A 20419-nucleotide genomic window follows, 5' to 3' on the forward strand; every position below is an offset into this window, starting at 1 on the left:
TTAATGAGATTGCTTCGTGCCTCGCAATGACAACATGGAAACAGTTCAAGCTATAAAACAACGATTTGAGATTATCGGGAATGACCCGAAGCTTAATCGTGCGATAGAAAAAGCCATTCAAGTCGCTCCTACTGATATTACTGTATTAGTAGCGGGAGAAAGCGGAGTTGGAAAAGAGAATATTCCTAGAATTATTCATTCGCTTTCGCATAGAAAACACGGGAAATACATTGCTGTAAACTGTGGAGCCATTCCGGAAGGAACGATTGACAGTGAACTCTTCGGACATGAAAAAGGTGCTTTTACTGGAGCCACAGGAACTCGTGAAGGTTATTTTGAAGTGGCTGACGGAGGAACTATATTTTTGGATGAAGTAGGTGAATTACCATTAACAACACAAGTTCGTTTGTTGCGTGTTCTTGAAAATGGCGAATTTATCAAAGTCGGTTCTTCACAAGTACAGAAAACTGACGTACGAATTGTGGCTGCTACCAATGTGAATTTATTTGATGCAATCGAAAAAGGGAAATTTCGTGAGGATCTGTATTATCGTTTAAGTACCGTGGACATTACTTTGCCACCTTTACGCGATCGAAAAGATGACATTCATTTATTATTTAGAAAATTCGTTGCTGATTTTGCGCATAAATATAAAATGCCTCCTTTGAAACTAGACGAAAATGCTATTCAATTATTACAGAAATTTCGTTGGAGCGGAAACATTCGACAATTGCGAAATGTTGCGGAACAAATCTCCGTTTTAGAAACTAATCGGGATATATCAGCCGTGACTTTACAATCTTATTTACCAGTTCAGGGAAGCAATTTACCTTCTGTAATAAAAGACAAAAAAAGCGAAAGTGATTTCAGTACCGAAAGGGAAATTTTATACAAAGTACTTTTTGACATGAAAAGTGATTTGAATGATTTGAAAAAACTAACATTAGAACTGATTCAAAGCGGAAGTTCAAAAGTGCAAGAGACGAATCAGAATTTGATAAAAAAAATATACGGTTCAAAAGAAAGCGACAGTGAAATAGATTTTGAAGAAGAACCGAGAGCATCATTAATAGCGGCTCAAAACAATGAGGATTTATACCAGGAACATGATGATAATTATCTTTTTGCAGAAACCGTTGAGGAGGAAGAAACCCTGCGATTAGAACAAAAAGAAATTGAAATGATTAAAAAATCATTAGAAAAAAATAAAGGAAAACGAAAAGCAGCCGCGGATGAATTGGGCATTTCTGAAAGAACTTTATACCGAAAAATCAAGCAATTTGATTTGTAGTTTTTGTTACAAAAACACAAAGACGAAAATGGTTTGATTGAAAATGAATATATTTGACCCGAGTTTTAGCACACTGGCGAAGCAATTTTTAAAATAAAAAATGAAACATATAAAACTTATTCTTCTTTCAATAATTATATTGAGCATCAATAGTTGCTCGGTTTATAACTTTACCGGAACTGGTAAAATTGATGCCGAAACATTTCAAGTTGGCTTTTTTCAGAATAATGCTGAATTAATTGAACCTGGTATTGATCGTACTTTTACATTAGAACTTCAAGATTTGATTCAGAACCAAACCAATTTAAACTTGGTCAAAAACGGTGCTGATTTGACATACGAAGGAGAGATTGTAGATTATAGGATTAGTCCAATGACAGCAACCGCCGATCAGCGAGCTGCTCAAAACCGTCTGACGATTCGAGTGAATGTTCGTTTTACCAACAAGAAAAAAGAAGCAGATGATTTTGAAAAACCATTCACATTTTTCTACGATTATCCTGCGGAACAACAATTGACAGGTGCAACTTTGAATAGTGCTTTGAAAGATATTTTTGAAAGAATAACGCAAGATATCTTTAATGAGTCCTTAGCTAAATGGTAAATGAGGTTTTATTCGGAAATTTGAAGATTCGGTCAATCGAATAACAAATTAATGAATAACCAAATAAACGAATAACCTTTATGAATGTAACCGATTATACTTATTTGATTAACAAACCTGATGCTATTCATGAAAAGCAAATGGAGGCTTTAGAAAAAGTACTCGTTGAGTTTCCTTATTTTCAAAGTGCCAGAGCGATTCAATTAAAAGGACTTTACAACCAAAATAGTTTTAAATATAATACTGCTTTAAAAATAACAGCAGCCTATTCAACAGACAGATCGGTTTTATTTGATTTCATCACATCGGACACGTTTACTTCTATTCATAAAAGTCTGTATAATAGAAAAGCACTCGAAATTCTAGATATTCAAGTAATCGATAGTGAGATTATTATTGCTGAAGAAAAATCAGCACTTAAAATAAACACATTAGAACAATCGATTCTGACTTCGATAAAAGAGGCTTCTCCATCAGCAATCGAGGAAAAACTAGCTATTGGCACACCATTGGATTTCTCCAAAAAAGAACAACATTCCTTCCAAGAGTGGCTACAGCTTTCGCGTACTGAACCTATCAAAAGAGAAAGTGAGCAACCAACAAATCAGCCTGCTTTAATTATAGATGCGGACAAAAGAAAAAAAATAGAATTAATTGATAAGTTTATTGAAGCGAGTCCGAAGATATCTCCAGTAAAACATGGAGTACCTTCTACGGTTACTTTTGACTTAAATGCAGCCGACAATTCCTTCTTGATGACTGAGACTTTAGCCCGCGTTTATTTGGAACAAAAAAAATATCAAAAAGCGATTCAAGCTTATGAAATATTAATTTTGAAATATCCAGAAAAAAGTAGTTACTTTGCGGACCGCATATCGGATATTAAGATTTTACAACATAATAATAATTAAACAATGAGTACATTTTCAATTTTTTTAGTTTTAATAACTATAGTTTGTTTTCTATTAATCGTAGTTATCATGGTTCAAAATCCTAAAGGTGGTGGATTATCTTCTACAATAGGCGGTTCTCAAATGCTGGGTGGAGTACAAAAAACAACTGATTTTTTAGACAAAAGTACTTGGACATTAGCAACTATACTAATTGCACTTATATTACTTTCAAGCTTGAGCTTTACAGGAACATTAAGTGATACTGATTCTAAAATTATTGAAAACACTGGAAGTACTACACCAGTAGCTCCTGTTCAAAATACACCTGCTGCAACAAATCCAGCAAAATAAAAATACATTTCCTATTTTAAAAATGCCAGCTTGTCAAAGCTGGCATTTTTTATAGGAAAATATGTCAGTTGACCAAGCATGGCATAATTTCTGAAATCTTATACTTTTAATACATTTAATAATAAAAAACATAAAATCATGGCTTTAAACATCAAACCACTTTCAGACAGAGTTCTTATCGAACCCGTTGCAGCTGAAACAAAAACTGCGTCCGGGATTTTTATTCCAGATACAGCCAAAGAAAAACCGCAAAAAGGAACTGTTGTTGCTGTTGGAAACGGGACAAAAGAACACACAATGACTGTGAAAATTGGTGATTCTGTTCTTTACGGAAAGTATGCTGGTACTGAATTAAAACTGGAAGGAAAAGATTATTTGATCATGCGTGAAGACGATATTTTAGCAATAATATAATCGAATTTAACAAATAAACGAATTAACAAATAAATTAAAATGGCAAAAGATATAAAATTTGATATTGAAGCACGTGACGGATTAAAACGTGGAGTTGATGCATTGGCAAATGCAGTAAAAGTAACGCTAGGACCAAAAGGTCGTAATGTAATTATTGGAAAAGCTTTTGGTGGACCAAACGTTACTAAAGATGGTGTTACCGTTGCAAAAGAAATTGAATTGAAAGATCCATTGGAAAATATGGGTGCTCAAATGGTAAAAGAAGTTGCCTCTAAGACGAATGATTTAGCTGGAGACGGAACTACAACTGCAACAGTTTTGGCACAAGCAATTGTAAAAGAAGGTTTGAAAAACGTTGCTGCGGGTGCTAATCCTATGGATTTGAAACGTGGTATTGACAAAGCAGTTGAAGCTATTGTAGCTGACTTAGCAAAACAAGCAAAAGTAGTAGGAAGTGATTCTGAAAAAATCAAACAAATTGCTTCAATTTCTGCTAACAATGACGAAGTAATTGGTGAGTTAATCGCTACTGCTTTCGCAAAAGTTGGAAAAGAAGGTGTGATCACTGTTGAAGAAGCGAAAGGAACTGATACGTATGTTGATGTTGTAGAAGGAATGCAATTTGACAGAGGATATCTTTCTCCGTATTTCGTGACTAATTCAGAGAAAATGGAAGTAGAATTGGAAAATCCTTATATCCTTTTGTATGACAAAAAAGTTTCTTCTTTAAAAGAATTGTTACCAGTTTTAGAACCAGTTGCTCAATCTGGAAAACCATTATTGATTATTGCTGAAGATGTTGATGGTGAAGCATTATCTACATTAGTGGTAAATAAATTACGTGGAGCCTTGAAAATCGCTGCTGTAAAAGCACCTGGTTTTGGAGACAGGAGAAAAGCAATGTTGGAAGATATCGCTATCTTAACTGGAGGAACTGTAATTTCAGAAGAAAGAGGATACACTTTAGAAAACACAACTATCGAGATGTTAGGAACTGCTAAAAAAGTGACTATCGATAAAGACAATACAACAATTGTTAGCGGTGCTGGCGAAGCTGACATGATCAAAAATCGTGTCAACCAAATCAAAGGTCAAATGGAAGCCACAACTTCTGATTATGACAAAGAAAAACTACAAGAGCGTTTGGCTAAATTAGCTGGAGGAGTTGCTGTACTGTATGTTGGTGCTGCTTCTGAAGTAGAAATGAAAGAGAAAAAAGACAGAGTTGATGATGCACTTCACGCAACTCGCGCTGCTGTTGAAGAAGGAATTGTTGCTGGTGGCGGTGTTGCACTTTTGAGAGCTAAAAATGTACTTAGCGCTATTAAAGCAGATAATGCTGATGAAGCAACAGGAATCCAAATTGTATCTCGTGCAGTAGAGTCTCCATTGAGAACTATTGTTGAAAATGCAGGTCTTGAAGGGTCAGTTGTTGTAGCAAAAGTTGCTGAAGGTACAGGTGACTTTGGATACAACGCAAAAACGGATGAATACGTTGACATGCTTAAAGCAGGAATTATTGATCCTAAAAAAGTAACTCGTGTAGCATTAGAAAACGCAGCTTCGGTTGCCGGAATGATATTAACTACTGAATGTGCTTTGATCGATATTAAAGAAGATAATGGTGGCGGAAACCCAATGGGTGGCGGTATGCCAGGAATGATGTAATAACATTTCACTTCAAATAAAAACCGTCCTGATAAAAATCGGGACGGTTTTTTTATGGGTTGTAATTTTATTTATTCTTGAACTTTAGATTTTTTACTAAACTTATAAATTACTGGTAAAACGGTAATTCCAACTAAAGCCAAAACAATTAACTCAATATGTTCTTTTAAATCAATTTGGTAATTTTCAAGTAAAAAGCCATACAAGTAGTGCCCAGCGAAAATTAATGTATAAGACCAAATAAATGAACTTAAAATATTATAAAACATAAACTTCTTCTTGTCCATAGAAACGATTCCAGCAACAATTGGTGCAAAAGTTCTAAATATTGGAAGAAATCGAGCGAATATTATTGCTTTTCCACCATATTTTTCAAAAAAGTCTTTTGATTGAACCAGATATTTTCTTTTGAACCAAAAACTATCTTGCTTGTTATACAAATAGTACCCACTTTTTGAACCAAACCAATACCCTACAACATTACCTAAAATTCCTGACAACGCCACAAGTGTTGATAAAAGAACAACATTTAGAAAATCATTATCAATAAATAAAATATTCTCTATTAATTCCCGGCTGTAAATTCCAGCTAAAAACAACAAACTATCTCCTGGTAAAAAGAAACCCGCAAAGAGACCCGTTTCTGCAAATACAATAAATAAAACTATATAAATACCCAGTTTAATTCCATTAACATCAAAATGAATATAAAAAAGCGGGTCAATCAAATTCTTCCAATCAAAATCGTTCATTCTACGGTGTTTTATGCTACAATTATTCGTGCGTGAAAGTACGGATAATATATCTTAACCACAATTTATGGCACCACTTTAAAGTTTTATTAACTATTTAAATTAGCCGAATTAACTTTACCCAGTTTACAATCAAATATTGTTTTTAATATTCAGAATTCTAAATTCTTAAAAACATGATTTTTTATAGCTAGCAACTAGAATTTCACTAAAAAAACATTGAAATATGGCATTAAAAAAACCAAAGCTTTCACTTTGGTTTTTTTAATTATTTTCGCTCATATTGACAACAAGTATGAAGTTTGTCATAATCTTCCTTTAATGCCTTGACTTCATCTGTATCGTGACCCGCTTTTGCAATAGCGTTCTGAATTGCAACAACATTAGTTTTCTGCTCGTTTACAATCAAATATAAAGTGCCGCAATCCATATGCCAATCGGCAGATTTCACCCCCGAAACGCTTAATGCCGCTTTTTCAATTCTCTTTTTGCACATTTCACAATTCCCGCTCACATGAAATTCAAGCTTTGCATTTTTATTTTTCACTTCTTGAGCCTGAACTGAAAATCCAATAAATGTCAGCAACAATACTGCTAATATATTTTTCATCCTTTAAATTATTTTAAGACTATTTAATTTTAAAACGTAAACCCGCGTAATACATTTGTCCAAAAACTGGACCATAAACTATTGATGCGTCAAAAGTAGGTCCAAAAGGATTTTCATTACCCAAGATCACATTGTCTTGCTTGTAATTACCAATATTTTCCCCGCCAATATATATTTCAAAAGTAGAAGAAAAAGTTCTGGTAACTTGTATATTCATCACAGAAAACGACGGCGAAAATTCAGGCAGACGGTCTTCTTCAGGATTAGTTGAAGTATTGGGTAATTGCTGTTTGCCGAGCCAATTGAAAGTATAATCAAACTTCCATTGTTTTCCCTTATCTAAAATATGAGTTTCATATCCTAAATTCCCAAAGAAACGATGTTTTGCCTGCAATGGCCTTTGATAGGTTCCTGATAAATAATCCGTTTGAATATCATAGAATTTGTAGGCAGTTCTCAAATTAAAATGTTTGGCTAATTCATAATTGAATTCTACTTGCAAACTATTCGCATACGATTTCCCTTCTAAGTTATAAAACAAAACCTGTTGCGGACTTTGCAATACATCAACAACTGCCTGATTTTGAAAATCGGTTCTGTAGAAATCAAATCCAACATCAGCACTTTTGCCAAAAAGCAAAAAACCCTGCATAAAACTCAACCCGTAATTCCAAGCAATTTCAGGATTCAAACCGTATATTTTTCCATTGGAATCTAAAAATTCAAAAGTTCTTGAACTTGCCAAAAGCTGTTGATTTTCGGCAAAAATATTAGCGCTTCGCTTTCCTCTACCTGCTGAAAATCGCAAAACACCTTTCTCCCAAGGATTGTATCGTACATGCAATCTTGGCGTAGCAAAAGTTCCCAAACGATTATGATTGTCTATTCTACCGCCAAGAACTACGCTAAAATTCTCCGTGTTATCAAAAGTATATTCGAAAAAAGCACCTACCGAGTTATCAATCCTACTATAATCATTTACATTGACAAACTCCCCGTATTTATCATACGTGAAATTCAAGCCCGTTGAAAATTTATGTTTTGTATTATTGATAATCGAATTAAAAATCAGGTTCGAATAATAGCTTTTTTGTTTGATATTATATTGGTTTAATCCAAAATAAGAATTTTGATCGTGACTGTTGAAAGCATTTTGAAAACCAATACTCTGATACGGCATATCGGGGAATACATATCCTAATTTAGTGGAAACATCAAAACGTTCCGTATTGATTTCGGAGCCCCAATAGTTAGTTGTTCCCTTATCTTTATCTGGGTCAAAATTTAATTCTCCTGTTTGTTTTTGATCATTCATATACCGGAAGTTGATGAAACTCACCCAACCTTTTTCGGCATTGGTATATTGCCAACGGTTTAAAACATTGATTTGTTTTGCCAACGGGTTGTCCAGAAAACCATCGTCATTCATATCATTTTTTGAAACTCTGGTATTTCCGTGAACAAACAAACTACTACTCCATTTATCAGAAATTTTCTTGTTGAAATGGGTATTTAATTCAAATCGGGAATCTGTAGAACCATATACATTCAGAAAAAATGGAATATCGCTGATTGGCTTTATTAATTCGGTGTTGATTTGTCCTGAAATACTTTCGAAACCATTAACAACACTTCCGGCACCTTTAGTAATTTGGATGCTTTCAACCCAAGTTCCCGGCGTGAATGACAATCCGTAGGCTTGAGAAGCACCACGAACCGAAGGAATATTTTCCTCGGTAATCATTAAATAAGGACTCGTTAATCCTAACATTTTTATTTGTTTCGTTCCCGTCAAAGCATCCGAAAAATTGACGTCAATTGAGGGATTTGTTTCGAAACTTTCTGCCAAATTACAACAAGCGGCTTTAAGTAATTCTTTACTCGTTAGCGTTGTAGTATTAGCCGTTAGTCTATATGATTTTTTTAAACTTTTACTATTCCCTTGTACTTTTATCTCCTGCAAGGTATCTTGCGAATAAGAATTAAAAGCGCAAAAGAACAACAATAAAAATATTGAAATATGTTTTTGCATGATTGATTTTTAATGTTAGAAAAATGTAAAACCACAAAAGTGTGATTCAAGTTTTATTAAACATTAAAAACTATGCGTAGAAAATATATTGGTGGTATAATTTAAAGAAAGGCGGCGCATTTGCATCGCAATAATAGGAAGTAAATTGACCGTTTTTAAAATTTGATATAAATAAAAACACAGAAGGATTCCATTCCTCTATTAAAAATGTAAAATCCGTATGGTCAGAAACTATTTTTTGAATTAAGTCATCTGTTTTCTTTTGAAAATTAACCTCTTTGTTTTTGCAACAATGTGATTTTTTCTCAACAACCCCACAACAATCTTTTTCTAAATTTTGATTCTGGACAGGAGTTTTAAGAGAAACAGACGTAATCTCATTGCCGCAATAACGAATATTAAATGCTAATCCTGTATTGGAAAGCAACAGGAAAAAAGCAAGAAGAAGACAAATAGGTCCTTTGAATTTCATGTTGCTAAAGTAGTGATTTAATTAAACTCCAAAAGCTAAATTCATGTTAAAATCTACAATTCAAATTCTTGCCCCATCAAAGGAACTTTACAATCAAAACCATATTTTTCATGAACTTTTATACGGAGTTCATCCAGCGGCTCATTTTCACCATGAACTAAAAACACTCTGGTTGGTTTATTTTCTAATTCTGACAACCAATTCAACAAATCTTTTTGATCTCCATGTGCTGACAACCCCTGTATTTCTAAAATTTTTGCTTTTACCGGATAATATTGCCCATGAATTTTAATTTCTTTGGCCCCTTCCAGCAATTTTCTTCCACGTGTTCCTTCGGCTTGATACCCTACAACAATTACCGTGGTTTGTGGCAAAACAATATACTTTTCTAAATAACTCAACACTCTCCCTCCAGTAACCATTCCGCTAGCAGCAATTACTACTTTAGGTTGTTCATCAAAAATTACCTCCATGGTTTCTTGATAATCTGAAACTAATGAAAACATTTTACTCATTTCGGCACATTCTTCCAAGGACAACTTATGCCATTTTTGGTTATTAGAAAAAATATTTAGCGCATTAATTCCCATTGGCGTATCAATGATATAGGGGATATTTGGAATTCTATCTTCTTCCCTGAGTTGCCATAACAAGTACATGATGGTTTGGGCACGCTCTACGGCAAAACTCGGAATAATAATCGTTCCGCCTTTGTCAACCGCGTTATTGATGTACATTTCTAATTCAAATTTGGTATCCGTTTTAGGATGGATCCGATTTCCATAGGTACTTTCGAGAAAAACATAATTGGCTTTTTTGGGTTTGGTCGGCGGATACATCAACACATCATCATCTCGACCAATATCTCCCGAAAAAACTAATGTTTTATTTTCAAGGGTCAAAGCAATACTGCAAGCGCCCAAAATATGTCCTGCATTGGAATAAACTGCTTCAATTTGGGCATCCAAAGGTATTGGCTCATTAATTTTGATTACTCTAAATAGCGGGAAAACTTTTTCGGCTTGTTCCACCGTATACAACGGCTCGGCAATTTCGTGCTTAGAATATTTCCTTTCATTCGCATTTTTGGCTTCTTCCTCCTGAATTTTAGCACTATCCAAAAGAATAAGTTTCGTTATATCTTTTGTGGGACTGGTGCAATATATTTTTCCAGAAAATCCTTGATTGACTAATCTGGGCAACCAGCCGCAATGATCTAAATGCCCATGGGTCAGCAACACAAAATCTATTGTGGAAGGCAAAACCGGCAACGGATCCCAATTGAGTTCCCGCAAAGGTTTTAACCCTTGGAATAATCCACAATCAATCAAAATCCGAATTCCATTGCTTTCTATTAATGTTTTAGAACCGGTTACAGTTCCCACTCCACCTATAAATTTAACTTTCATTTCATTTGAATTTAAAATTTAACACTCTCACCAATAATTTCTTTTAAAGATACCTGCACAATTCTGACGCTTCCTTTAATACGTTTTTCATCCGATTAGGACTCAATCCTATTCTGTTTAAACAATCTGAATTGTTTATAATTTCTTTTACTAAAATAACATCCAAAATCAATAATTTATCTTTTTCAGCAATAGACAAGGTTGTTAAACAGGTTACGGGATAAAGAGAATTACTATCATTCTTAGTTTTCAAATTGTTATCTTCAGGATAATTCCAACTCAACAAACTCAATCCGGAGCATTTAGCAAAAGTAATTGCATCTGCCGTAAACCGATTATTGGTGACAATCCAACATTTAGAGACGATGTCTTTTCTATCAAAAATAGGATGATTTCTTTCCTTAATGTCATTAAAACGGGACAAAATATACATCGGAACTTTTACATCTGAAGCAACATCTCTACCAGCATGATACTTACATTCTACCATCGCGATAATTTCATTTTTTTTGACCAAAACATCTATTTCATGCGAAACACATTTTCCTTGCAAAGTCAAATTGGTAATCGTTTTATAATGCTCCGAAGAAAAAATTCGTCCTATATATTTTTCAAAAAAGAAACCTGCAGGACCCAAAAGCCGAATTGCTTCTCTTAAATTATAACGTGCCGCATGGGAATTAGCCGTTTTCTTCAATAATGAAAAAGCCATTTTATAGATTTGTTTCGTAGAAATTCCCTCAAACATTTGCTTTTTTATGGCATGCAAAATCGTGTCTACTTCCAGAGTACTGGCACCAGACTTTAGAAGTGATTTTTTAAGTTTGTCAGAATTAAATTCGACAATATCCCCAGAATGTTTTACTATCTTCATGCTGATAATGTTTTGATAAAGAAATACTTAAACCAACATTAAAGATAGATAAAAAAGATTATCTATTTTGTTTTTGATAATAAAATCCAGGAACAAACAACAATAAAAAAATAGGCTGAATTAAAAACCGACGGATATAAAACAGTATCCAGTTATGGTTTTCACGAGTGAAGAAAATGATATAGAAAAAAGCAACAATTAGAATCATAAAAAGAAAATAATACAGAACAAAAGCGAATTTCACCATCATTATTTCTTTGAAAAGCACATAAATAATACCCAATGAAATAGCGGTATTTAATGTGTAACGAAATAATAATCCTAAAAACAATTGGAATGAATTGACACTTGGCAACCTTAATTTAGCAAAATCCTTTTTGAAAAAATCTAAAAAAGGATCATAAAACAACTGATTTTCAAAAGCACGGACAAGCACTAATAATACAACTAAAAAAAGGAATTGTATTAGTCTTAGTTTGTTATTTAGAATCTTTTGAAGCATATCTTGAAAATTTACGAACCCAAATTAACCACAAAATAAAAACCACACCATAAATATACAAAGGAAAAAGGACTTCGTGTAATAATGACTCCTGTTTTGGAAAATAAAAAATCAGCGCACTTAAAGCTGCAATTCTCAAAACATTCAGTGCATAAATAAGTAGGCTTCCGCCAAAGATAAAAAGCAAGGTTGTTTGTAGCCTTCCTGAAAAAGCGACCACAAATGAAATGAACAAAATAATTACGCTGATTGAATTGCAGCCTTCCACAATTCGGGCAACATATTTTTCATTAAAAAACAACTTCATATAAGGTTGCGTAGTACTTTCTTCAATCGAAGAGCCATCAGTAAAAAGAAGCAACACTTGTTCGGTATTTTCACTTACCATTCTGGTAACAGAATCTATTTGGTTTTCTTCAAAACCATTAAGATATTGCTGATACAAAAAAGTTAGTACTATATATGTCAAAAAAAAAGTGCCAAGAAAAAGCAAAAACGGTTTGTAGAGAATAAAATATTTTTTCAAAATCTATTTTTTAACAAATTTATGTAATTTTTGAAACTGGCTTTAAATACTTTTGCATAAATAAAAATTAAAAACATGACATTTCAAGAATTACAACCAAAAGTAACCGAAATCACTTTAAATACAACGCTTTCAAGAGACGAAAAACTTTTATCTGTTTGTCAATTGCTTAGCGAGTCCATTTCCTATTACAATTGGGTAGGATTTTATTTTGCAAATCATGAATCTAAAACATTACACTTAGGACCGTATGTTGGAGCAGAAACAGATCATACGGTAATCCCTTTCGGAAAAGGAATTTGCGGACAAGTTGCAGTTTCTAACGAAAATTTTGTTGTTCCTGACGTTTCGGCACAAGACAATTACATCGCTTGTAGTTTTACTGTAAAATCAGAAATCGTAGTACCACTTTTTGTAAACGGAGAAAACATAGGGCAAATTGACATTGACAGTCATGTCATAGATCCATTCACTAAAGAGGATGAAAAGTTCTTGGATTTTGTTAATCAGGAAATTGCGAAGTTGTATTAAAATAATTACATTTACCTGTAAATGAAACATCTTATGGCATCTAATCTGTTTTCTGCAATATTATTTATGGTGTTCTCTTTATCGTTTTCACAAACATCAAAAGACGGGAAAATATTTTTAGATTCAACATGGAGTGAAACTACTGAAGCAAATCATAAATATTATAGAATAATCAAAGACTATTATTCAGATAAAGACAGCTATAAAATCTACGATTATTTTAAATCAGGCGTTTTACAAATGGTCGGAACCTCAAAATTCAAAGACCATATACAAAAAGAAGGTCCATTTGTTTATTATTATGAAAATGGCAACAAAGAATCTATAGAGACTTATGTAAACGGTACACAAACCGGGAAACAATATTATTGGTATCAAAATGGAAATAAAAAATCAGAGATTCATTATTTTACAGATATCGAGACTAAATCTCCTACTTACAATATAATTCAATATTGGGATATAAATGGCAACCAAAAATTAGTTAATGGCAACGGTGAATATGAAATAGAAAGTGATGATTTGCATGAAATTGGCACACTAGTAAAAAGTTTGAAACACGGAACATGGAAAGGTAAAATCACGTCAGCAAAACATAGCTTCATTGAAAAATATGAGGAAGGAAATCTCATTTCCGGAATAAGCACTGACTCTAATGGCATTAATTACAGCTACACCTCTCTAACAACAGCTGGAGGCCCGAAGAAAGGTCTAAAGCATTTTTACTTTTTCATTAGCCGTAATTTTATGAAACCCAAGGAAGCTAAAACAAATAATTTTATAGGGACTGTATATTTGACATTCACAATTGAAAAAGAAGGTAGCGCTAGCAATATAGAAGTTATAAGAAAAGTGGGTTATGGAATTGACGAGGAAGCTGTTCGATTAGTTAAAAGATATAAAGGATGGACTCCTTTCAAAAGAAAAGGAATAATTGAACCTGTACTGTATTCTTTACCAATAAAAATTAAATAATTCCTCATTAATATTCCACCCATCATCTATAAAATCAACAATCTTTTATTAATCCTAATCAAAAACTTGTTCTTCCAAAAAATAAATACTATTTTTGCACCCGTCTTACAATAGATGTATGACATACATAAAAATCATTAAACAAATATTGGAATGTATTTAACTAAAGAGATTAAAGAAGAAATCTTCGCTAAACACGGAGAAAAAACAAACACTGGAAAATCAGAAGCTCAAATTGCTTTGTTCACTTTCAGAATTAGCCACTTAACTGAGCACTTGAAAAAAAATCGTCACGATTATAACACAGAGCGTTCATTAGTATTGCTTGTAGGTAAAAGAAGATCTTTGTTGGATTACTTGAAGAAAACAGAAATCAACAGATACCGTGAAATTATCAAAGTATTGAATATCAGAAAATAATCAATATAAAAGAGGTGCGAAAGTGCCTCTTTTTTTATTTTACAATTTAAAGTCTAAAGGTTCTATTTTGGTCCTGACACAAAAGGGATTAGAATCAAGACTACACCATAAAGTCTGTACTAAATCAGTATAGATCAATAAAAAAAGTTTGGTTTTTCATTGGGTTTTAGGCATTAACTACGCAAAACAACAACTACAACACAACTAGAACCCATGTTTAACTAATAAATTAAATTTATGATTCCACAATTATTTGTAGAAAGTATCGATTTAGGTGATGGCAGAAACATCACAATCGAGACAGGTCGTTTAGCCAAACAAGCGGATGGATCTGTAGTAGTAAGAATAGGAAAAACTGTTATTTTAGGAACAGTTGTATCTTCAAGAAAAGCAAGTCCAGGTATCGACTTTTTACCACTTACGGTAGATTATCGTGAAAAATTTGCTGCAGCAGGACGTTTCCCTGGTGGTTTCTTCAAAAGAGAAGCTCGTCCAAGTGATAACGAAGTGCTAACAATGCGTTTAGTAGACCGTGTATTGCGTCCGCTTTTCCCAGATGATTATCACGCTGAAGTTCAAGTGATGATTCAATTAATGTCTTATGATGAAGATGTAATGCCAGATGCATTAGCCGGCTTAGCCGCTTCAGCAGCATTAGCTTTATCTGACATTCCTTTCGAAACTTTAATTTCTGAAGCTAGAGTTGGAAGAATTGATGGTAAATTTATCATCAACCCAAGTCGCGCACAATTAGCATTATCTGACATTGATATGATGATTGGAGCTTCTATGGATTCTATCGCGATGGTAGAAGGTGAAATGAAAGAAATTTCAGAAGCAGAAATGTTAGAAGCAATTAAATTTGCACACGAACATATCAAAAATCAAATTGCTGCTCAACTACGTTTGCAAGCTGCTTTTGGAAAAAAAGAAGTTCGTACCTATGAAGGAGAAAGAGAAGATGAGGCTATTTACGCAAAAGTAAAAGATGCATCTTATGATAAAATTTATGCTATTGCAAGCAAAGGTTCTTCAAAACAAGAACGTACAGCTTCATTTGCAGAAGTAAAAGAAGAAGTAAAAGCATTATTTACAGAAGAAGAATTAGCCGCAAATGGCGATTTAGTTTCAAAATATTTTTACAAAACTAACAAAGAAGCGGTTCGTAACGTAACCCTAGATTTAGGAACACGTTTAGACGGAAGAAAAACTACCGAAATCAGACCAATCTGGAGTGAAGTAGATTATTTACCATCGGTTCACGGATCAGCATTGTTCACACGTGGAGAAACACAAGCATTGGCTACAGCAACTTTGGGAACATCCAGAGAAGCAAACCAAATTGACTCTCCATCAGAACAAGGTGAAGAAAAATTCTACTTACATTATAATTTCCCTCCTTTCTCAACTGGTGAAGCTCGCCCTTTAAGAGGAACTTCAAGAAGAGAAGTAGGTCACGGAAACTTGGCTCAAAGAGCCTTAAAAAACATGATTCCTGCTGATTGTCCGTATACAATTCGTGTAGTATCTGAAGTTTTAGAATCTAACGGTTCATCTTCTATGGCAACAGTTTGTGCTGGAACATTAGCACTTATGGATGCTGGTATTCAAATGATTCGTCCAGTTTCTGGAATTGCGATGGGATTAATTACTGATGGAGAACGTTTTGCTGTATTGTCTGATATTCTTGGTGATGAAGATCACTTAGGAGATATGGATTTCAAAGTAACTGGAACTTCTGTAGGAATTACAGCTTGTCAAATGGATATCAAGATTGACGGATTGAAATATGAGATTATGGAAGCAGCATTGGCACAAGCTCGTGACGGTCGTTTGCATATTCTTGGTAAATTAATCGAAACTTTAGCTGAGCCAAAAGCAGATGTTAAAGCGTATGCTCCAAAAATCATTACAAGAACAATTCCTGGTAACTTTATTGGTGCTTTGATTGGACCTGGTGGAAAAGTAATTCAAGAATTACAAAAAGCTACTGGAACAACTATCGTAATCAACGAAGTAGACGAACAAGGAGTTATCGAAATCTTAGGAACAGATCCTGCTGGAATTGAAGCAGTATTGGCTAAAATTAAGTCAATCACTTTCAAACCACAAATGGGAGAAGCTTACGAAGTGAAAGTAATCAAAATGCTAGATTTTGGTGCAGTTGTAGAATATACTGCCGCTCCAGGAAACGAAGTTTTATTACACGTATCGGAACTTGCTTGGGAACGTACTGAAAATGTTTCTGATGTAGTAAAAATGGGTGATGTATTCGAAGTAAAATACTTAGGATTAGATCCAAAAACTAGAAAAGAAAAAGTGTCAAGAAAAGCACTTATGCCAAGACCTCCACGTGAGGAAAGAAAAGAGTAATCAGATCTTAAGTTTACTAAAGGTTTATTTATAGGAAATCCCGTTTCATGAATTTGAAACGGGATTTTTGTTTTTTAAAAAAATTTATACCGAATTATATTACATCAATATAATAATTTTTATATATTTGATATGATCTTACAATAAATAACATCCATATATCATATATTTTGAAAATTAATAAAACAAAATACATTATCAGTTTTACATTAGTTTTACTTTTAAGCACATTGTCTTTACGTAGTCAAACCAAAAATGATATCTTAATTTACAATTGGTTTGATAATTTAACAGGCAAGGAAAACCTAGATATTAATACTGGAAAACTTCATAGTAACCCTTATAAGACAACCGTAAATAACAGTATGTATTACAAAGACGAGAAGTTTGAATTAGGGATCTTGAGCTATGAAAAACAAACTTATTACAATGTCAACTTAAAATATGACATACACACTGATTGTCTAGTAGTATATCCTTTCGGCATTAATAAAAATACAGGAATCAACCTTAATAGTGATAAAGTTGATTCATTCAATTTAAACGGCAAACACTTTGTTAAAATTACAAAAAAAGAAAATCATCAAACAGAGCTCTTAAATGGCTATTATGAAGAAAACAAAATTTCTTCTGATTTTGTCTTTTACATACGCCATCATAAAGACATTCAAAAAAAGATAAATGATGATGGAGTAATTTACAAATTCAATGAAAATAATTCATTCTTTATAGAATATAAAAAAAAAATGTATAAGATTAAATCTAAAAACGATGTTAGCAAAATATTTCCTGCGCAAAAAAAGCAAATAAATGAGTTTTATTTAATCAATAAAGAAATTAAAAAGAACAACGAAAATCAATTTATGGAAAATTTAATGAGATACATGTATAAATCCTCTTCACTTAAAAATAAATGAAATTAACGAAAAAAAAAATCTATATATTATTTATTTTATTGTTTATAAATGAATTCTCATTTGCTCAAAAACCAGAAGACAAATTATCAATTGAGCTTAAAAACTGTTCATTATTAACCGCAATTGAAACCATAGAAAACTCAAGTACTTATACGTTTTATTTTGACCCAACTTGGATTAATTTAAATAAAAATCAAATAAGCGGAAATTACAACAACATAACTATTAGCGAGTTATTAAATAAAATTTTTGATGAGACTGATTTAAATTACATCATCATAAATCACAAAATCATACTCACCTCAAACAACTTAATATACAATAATCTACCCGCTAACTATTTTAATGAATTAGACTCAAACAAAACTTCTAGAGAATTTAACAATATTTCTGGAAATCCTATTTTCTACAGACAATACGACTCTTTAAACCAACATAAATTTACAAAAAAACCCTCGCTGCAATTTATAGGTAAAGAAAATAAAAACACCACAAAAAAAAATTTTTTATTATCTGGATACATTGTTAATGAGAAAACAGAGAAACCAGAAGTTAATATTTATCTTAAAATACGCGACAAAGACATCAGTACATCAAGTGATTTAAATGGCCATTATAAACTGTTGTTACCAGCTGGAATAAATATTATTGAAATAAAATCAATGAATCATGTTGAAGTAATTAAAACATTAATGGTTTATGATGATGGAAACCTAGACATAACCATAAATGATCAATCAAATCAGCTTGACGAAGTCGTAATTACAAAAAAAGGGATGAGAGCCAAAGAGACGACTATATCCGGATTAGTTTCAATAGATATTAAAGCTATTAAAAACACACCTTTAATTCTTGGTGAAAGAGATATATTAAGAGTTGCAACTACTCTCCCAGGTATCAAAACTACAGGAGAAGGCGCATCTGGTTTTAATGTTAGAGGAGGAAAAGACGATCAAAATTTAATACTCCTAGACAATTCAGTTCTTTATAATCCTCAACATTTTCTAGGGTTTTTCTCTGCAATAAACCCATATACCGCTAAGAAAGCAGAAATTTACAAAGGAAGCATCCCTGCTGATTTTGGAGGTAGACTTTCTTCTGTTTTTGACATAACTACAAAAAATGGAAATCCGGAAAATTTCTCAGGAGAAGGAGCTATAGGTCCCATAACATCAAATTTAAGCTTTGGTCTACCTATTCAAAAAAATAAATCTAGTATTCTTGTTGGAGCAAGAGCGACCTATTCCGATTGGATTTTAAAAACTTTAGATGACGAAAATTTAAAAAATAGTGAAGCTGGATTTTATGATGGAATTATTAAATATAATAATACTATTAATGATAATAATGATTTAGAAGCTACAGTATATTACAGTAAGGATCGGTTTAGTTTAAGCTCTGATTCAATATACAAGTATAGCAATCGTCTGATTTCTTTAAAATGGGATCATACATTTAACAAAAAAAGTAAAGTTGAATTAATTCTTACAAATAGTGAATATAAATTTAATATAGATTACAATTCAAGTGAGGATAATTCATTTGATTTTGGCTACAAAATAAGTGAAACACAATTACAGTTAAAATTTAAATATTTATTTAATAAAAAGCATACCTTCTCATACGGAATAGCAAGTAAATCTTATGGTATTTCTCCTGGATATCAACACCCAAAAAGTCTTATGTCAACTTTAATTGCCATAGACATCGAAAAAGAAAAAGCCTTAGAGTCTGCTATTTACTTTTCAGATAATTACAAAATAGGCGAAAAATTATTAATTGACTTAGGGCTAAGATATTCCTTTTATGCTTCTTTAGGAGAAGCTAATGTAAACATATATCAAGAAGGATTTCCTTTAAACGAAGAAACGATAATTGAAAATAAACATTATATAAAAAACGAGATAATCAAAACCTATGGTGGATTTGAACCACGTTTAGCAGCACGCTATTTCTTGAATGATGATTTATCAATAAAAGCAAGTTATGACTTCACTAGACAATACATTCATCTTTTATCGAGTAATACAACACAGTCACCGACCGATTCTTGGAAATTATCTGATATTAATGTCAAACCACAAAGTGCACAACAATTCTCTTTAGGCCTCTACAAAACTCTTCAAGATAATCTATATGAAATTAGTTTAGAAGGATATTATAAAAAATCAAAAAACATCCTTGATTATAAAGTTGGTGCTGAACTATTATTAAATAAAAATGTAGAAACTGAATTATTACAAGGTGTAGGAAAAGCTTACGGTATAGAATTACTACTTAAGAAACAAGAAGGCAAATTAAATGGCTGGATTGGCTATACTTATTCTAGAACGTTTATTAAACTTGATAGTAATTTCGAATCAGAAATAGTCAATAATGGAAAGTATTTTTCAGCAAATTTTGACAAACCACATGACTTTAGTGCTATTTTAAATTATAAATTCACAAAACGTTACAGTTTATCTACTAATTTTTTATACCAAACAGGTAGGCCAATTACTTACCCTATAGGTGTGTTTCAATATGGAAATTCAGAATACACCTTATATAGTGATCGAAATCAATATCGAATCCCAGATTATATACGCCTAGACATTGGAATAAACATTGAAGGAAATCATAAAATAAAAAAGTTAGCGCATAGCTTTTGGAATATTTCGATTTATAATATTTTAGGTAGAAATAACCCTTATTCAATTTATTTCGTAACTGATAAAAATGGAGGAGTAAAAGGGTACAAAACATCAATTTTCTCAATCCCAATACCGAGTATTACATATAATTTTAAATTTTAGCTATATTAAG

Annotated in this window: 20 protein-coding genes; 12 read left to right on the forward strand and 8 right to left on the reverse strand. The window is 32.6% G+C overall.

Going from position 1 to position 20419, the window contains the following annotated elements; genetic code table 11:
• Window positions 1-34 precede the first annotated feature (34 nt).
• The 6 genes from BMX64_RS01370 (at window position 35) to groL (ending at window position 5221) form a co-directional block, all read left to right on the forward strand.
• A complete protein-coding gene (locus tag BMX64_RS01370; RefSeq protein ID WP_091165185.1) occupies window positions 35-1291 on the forward strand; it encodes a sigma-54 interaction domain-containing protein in 1257 nt (418 codons plus the stop codon).
• A 100-nt stretch (window positions 1292-1391) separates the two neighbouring features.
• A complete protein-coding gene (locus tag BMX64_RS01375; RefSeq protein ID WP_091165189.1) occupies window positions 1392-1895 on the forward strand; it encodes an LptE family protein in 504 nt (167 codons plus the stop codon).
• 80 nt (window positions 1896-1975) lie between these two features.
• Window positions 1976-2806 (forward strand): tetratricopeptide repeat protein, encoded by an 831-nt coding sequence (locus BMX64_RS01380; RefSeq protein WP_091165191.1) that lies wholly within the window; start codon window positions 1976-1978, stop codon window positions 2804-2806.
• Between the two features lie 3 nt (window positions 2807-2809).
• Window positions 2810-3139 carry a preprotein translocase subunit SecG gene (gene secG, locus BMX64_RS01385; RefSeq protein ID WP_091165194.1) on the forward strand — a complete coding sequence of 110 codons (330 nt, stop codon included), beginning with the start codon at window positions 2810-2812 and terminating at the stop codon, window positions 3137-3139.
• A gap of 138 nt (window positions 3140-3277) precedes the next feature.
• On the forward strand, window positions 3278-3553 hold the full coding sequence (locus BMX64_RS01390) for a co-chaperone GroES (protein ID WP_007137725.1): 276 nt from the start codon (window positions 3278-3280) through the stop codon (window positions 3551-3553).
• A gap of 39 nt (window positions 3554-3592) precedes the next feature.
• Window positions 3593-5221 (forward strand): chaperonin GroEL, encoded by a 1629-nt coding sequence (gene groL / locus BMX64_RS01395; protein ID WP_091165198.1) that lies wholly within the window; start codon window positions 3593-3595, stop codon window positions 5219-5221.
• 71 nt (window positions 5222-5292) lie between these two features.
• Here groL and BMX64_RS01400 read toward each other — a convergent pair whose 3' ends face one another.
• The 8 genes from BMX64_RS01400 to xrtF form a co-directional block, all read right to left on the reverse strand.
• Window positions 5293-5973 (reverse strand): DedA family protein, encoded by a 681-nt coding sequence (locus BMX64_RS01400; RefSeq protein WP_091165202.1) that lies wholly within the window; start codon window positions 5971-5973, stop codon window positions 5293-5295.
• 268 nt (window positions 5974-6241) lie between these two features.
• Entirely contained in the window at window positions 6242-6583 is a 342-nt protein-coding gene (locus BMX64_RS01405) for a heavy-metal-associated domain-containing protein (protein ID WP_091165205.1), read from the reverse strand.
• 19 nt (window positions 6584-6602) lie between these two features.
• Window positions 6603-8615: a TonB-dependent receptor plug domain-containing protein gene (locus tag BMX64_RS01410; protein WP_091165208.1), complete on the reverse strand. Its 2013-nt coding sequence runs from the start codon at window positions 8613-8615 to the stop codon at window positions 6603-6605.
• 70 nt (window positions 8616-8685) lie between these two features.
• The gene (locus tag BMX64_RS01415; protein WP_091165212.1) at window positions 8686-9087 is read right to left on the reverse strand and encodes an HYC_CC_PP family protein; all 402 of its coding nucleotides are present in this window, start codon (window positions 9085-9087) and stop codon (window positions 8686-8688) included.
• 53 nt (window positions 9088-9140) lie between these two features.
• Window positions 9141-10496, reverse strand: a complete 1356-nt coding sequence (locus BMX64_RS01420; RefSeq protein ID WP_091165216.1) for an MBL fold metallo-hydrolase RNA specificity domain-containing protein — start codon at window positions 10494-10496, stop codon at window positions 9141-9143.
• Window positions 10497-10539: 43 nt separating this feature from the next.
• Window positions 10540-11370, reverse strand: coding sequence for an ATP cone domain-containing protein (locus tag BMX64_RS01425; RefSeq protein WP_091165219.1), 831 nt, complete (start codon window positions 11368-11370; stop codon window positions 10540-10542).
• Window positions 11371-11428: 58 nt separating this feature from the next.
• A complete protein-coding gene (locus BMX64_RS01430) occupies window positions 11429-11872 on the reverse strand; it encodes an exosortase F system-associated membrane protein (RefSeq protein ID WP_091165223.1) in 444 nt (147 codons plus the stop codon).
• Window positions 11850-12398, reverse strand: a complete 549-nt coding sequence (xrtF, locus tag BMX64_RS01435) for an exosortase family protein XrtF (protein WP_091165226.1) — start codon at window positions 12396-12398, stop codon at window positions 11850-11852. Before xrtF ends, BMX64_RS01430 begins: the two co-directional genes overlap by 23 nt.
• Before the next feature lie 75 nt (window positions 12399-12473).
• Here xrtF and BMX64_RS01440 point away from each other — a divergent pair, with 75 nt between their 5' ends.
• The 6 genes from BMX64_RS01440 (at window position 12474) to BMX64_RS01465 (ending at window position 20409) form a co-directional block, all read left to right on the forward strand.
• Window positions 12474-12929 (forward strand): GAF domain-containing protein, encoded by a 456-nt coding sequence (locus BMX64_RS01440; RefSeq protein ID WP_091165229.1) that lies wholly within the window; start codon window positions 12474-12476, stop codon window positions 12927-12929.
• Between the two features lie 33 nt (window positions 12930-12962).
• On the forward strand, window positions 12963-13904 hold the full coding sequence (locus BMX64_RS01445) for an energy transducer TonB (protein WP_167543007.1): 942 nt from the start codon (window positions 12963-12965) through the stop codon (window positions 13902-13904).
• 153 nt (window positions 13905-14057) lie between these two features.
• A complete protein-coding gene (gene rpsO / locus BMX64_RS01450; protein WP_066079886.1) occupies window positions 14058-14324 on the forward strand; it encodes a 30S ribosomal protein S15 in 267 nt (88 codons plus the stop codon).
• A gap of 237 nt (window positions 14325-14561) precedes the next feature.
• Window positions 14562-16697 carry a polyribonucleotide nucleotidyltransferase gene (locus BMX64_RS01455; protein WP_091165236.1) on the forward strand — a complete coding sequence of 712 codons (2136 nt, stop codon included), beginning with the start codon at window positions 14562-14564 and terminating at the stop codon, window positions 16695-16697.
• A gap of 170 nt (window positions 16698-16867) precedes the next feature.
• Window positions 16868-17614, forward strand: coding sequence for a hypothetical protein (locus BMX64_RS01460; RefSeq protein WP_091165238.1), 747 nt, complete (start codon window positions 16868-16870; stop codon window positions 17612-17614).
• Window positions 17611-20409, forward strand: coding sequence for a TonB-dependent receptor (locus BMX64_RS01465; protein WP_091165242.1), 2799 nt, complete (start codon window positions 17611-17613; stop codon window positions 20407-20409). Before BMX64_RS01460 ends, BMX64_RS01465 begins: the two co-directional genes overlap by 4 nt.
• The last annotated feature ends 10 nt before the right edge of the window (window positions 20410-20419 follow it).

Origin of the sequence: Flavobacterium sinopsychrotolerans (genome assembly GCF_900110375.1) — a bacterium.
In the GTDB taxonomy this organism is placed as follows: domain Bacteria; phylum Bacteroidota; class Bacteroidia; order Flavobacteriales; family Flavobacteriaceae; genus Flavobacterium; species Flavobacterium sinopsychrotolerans.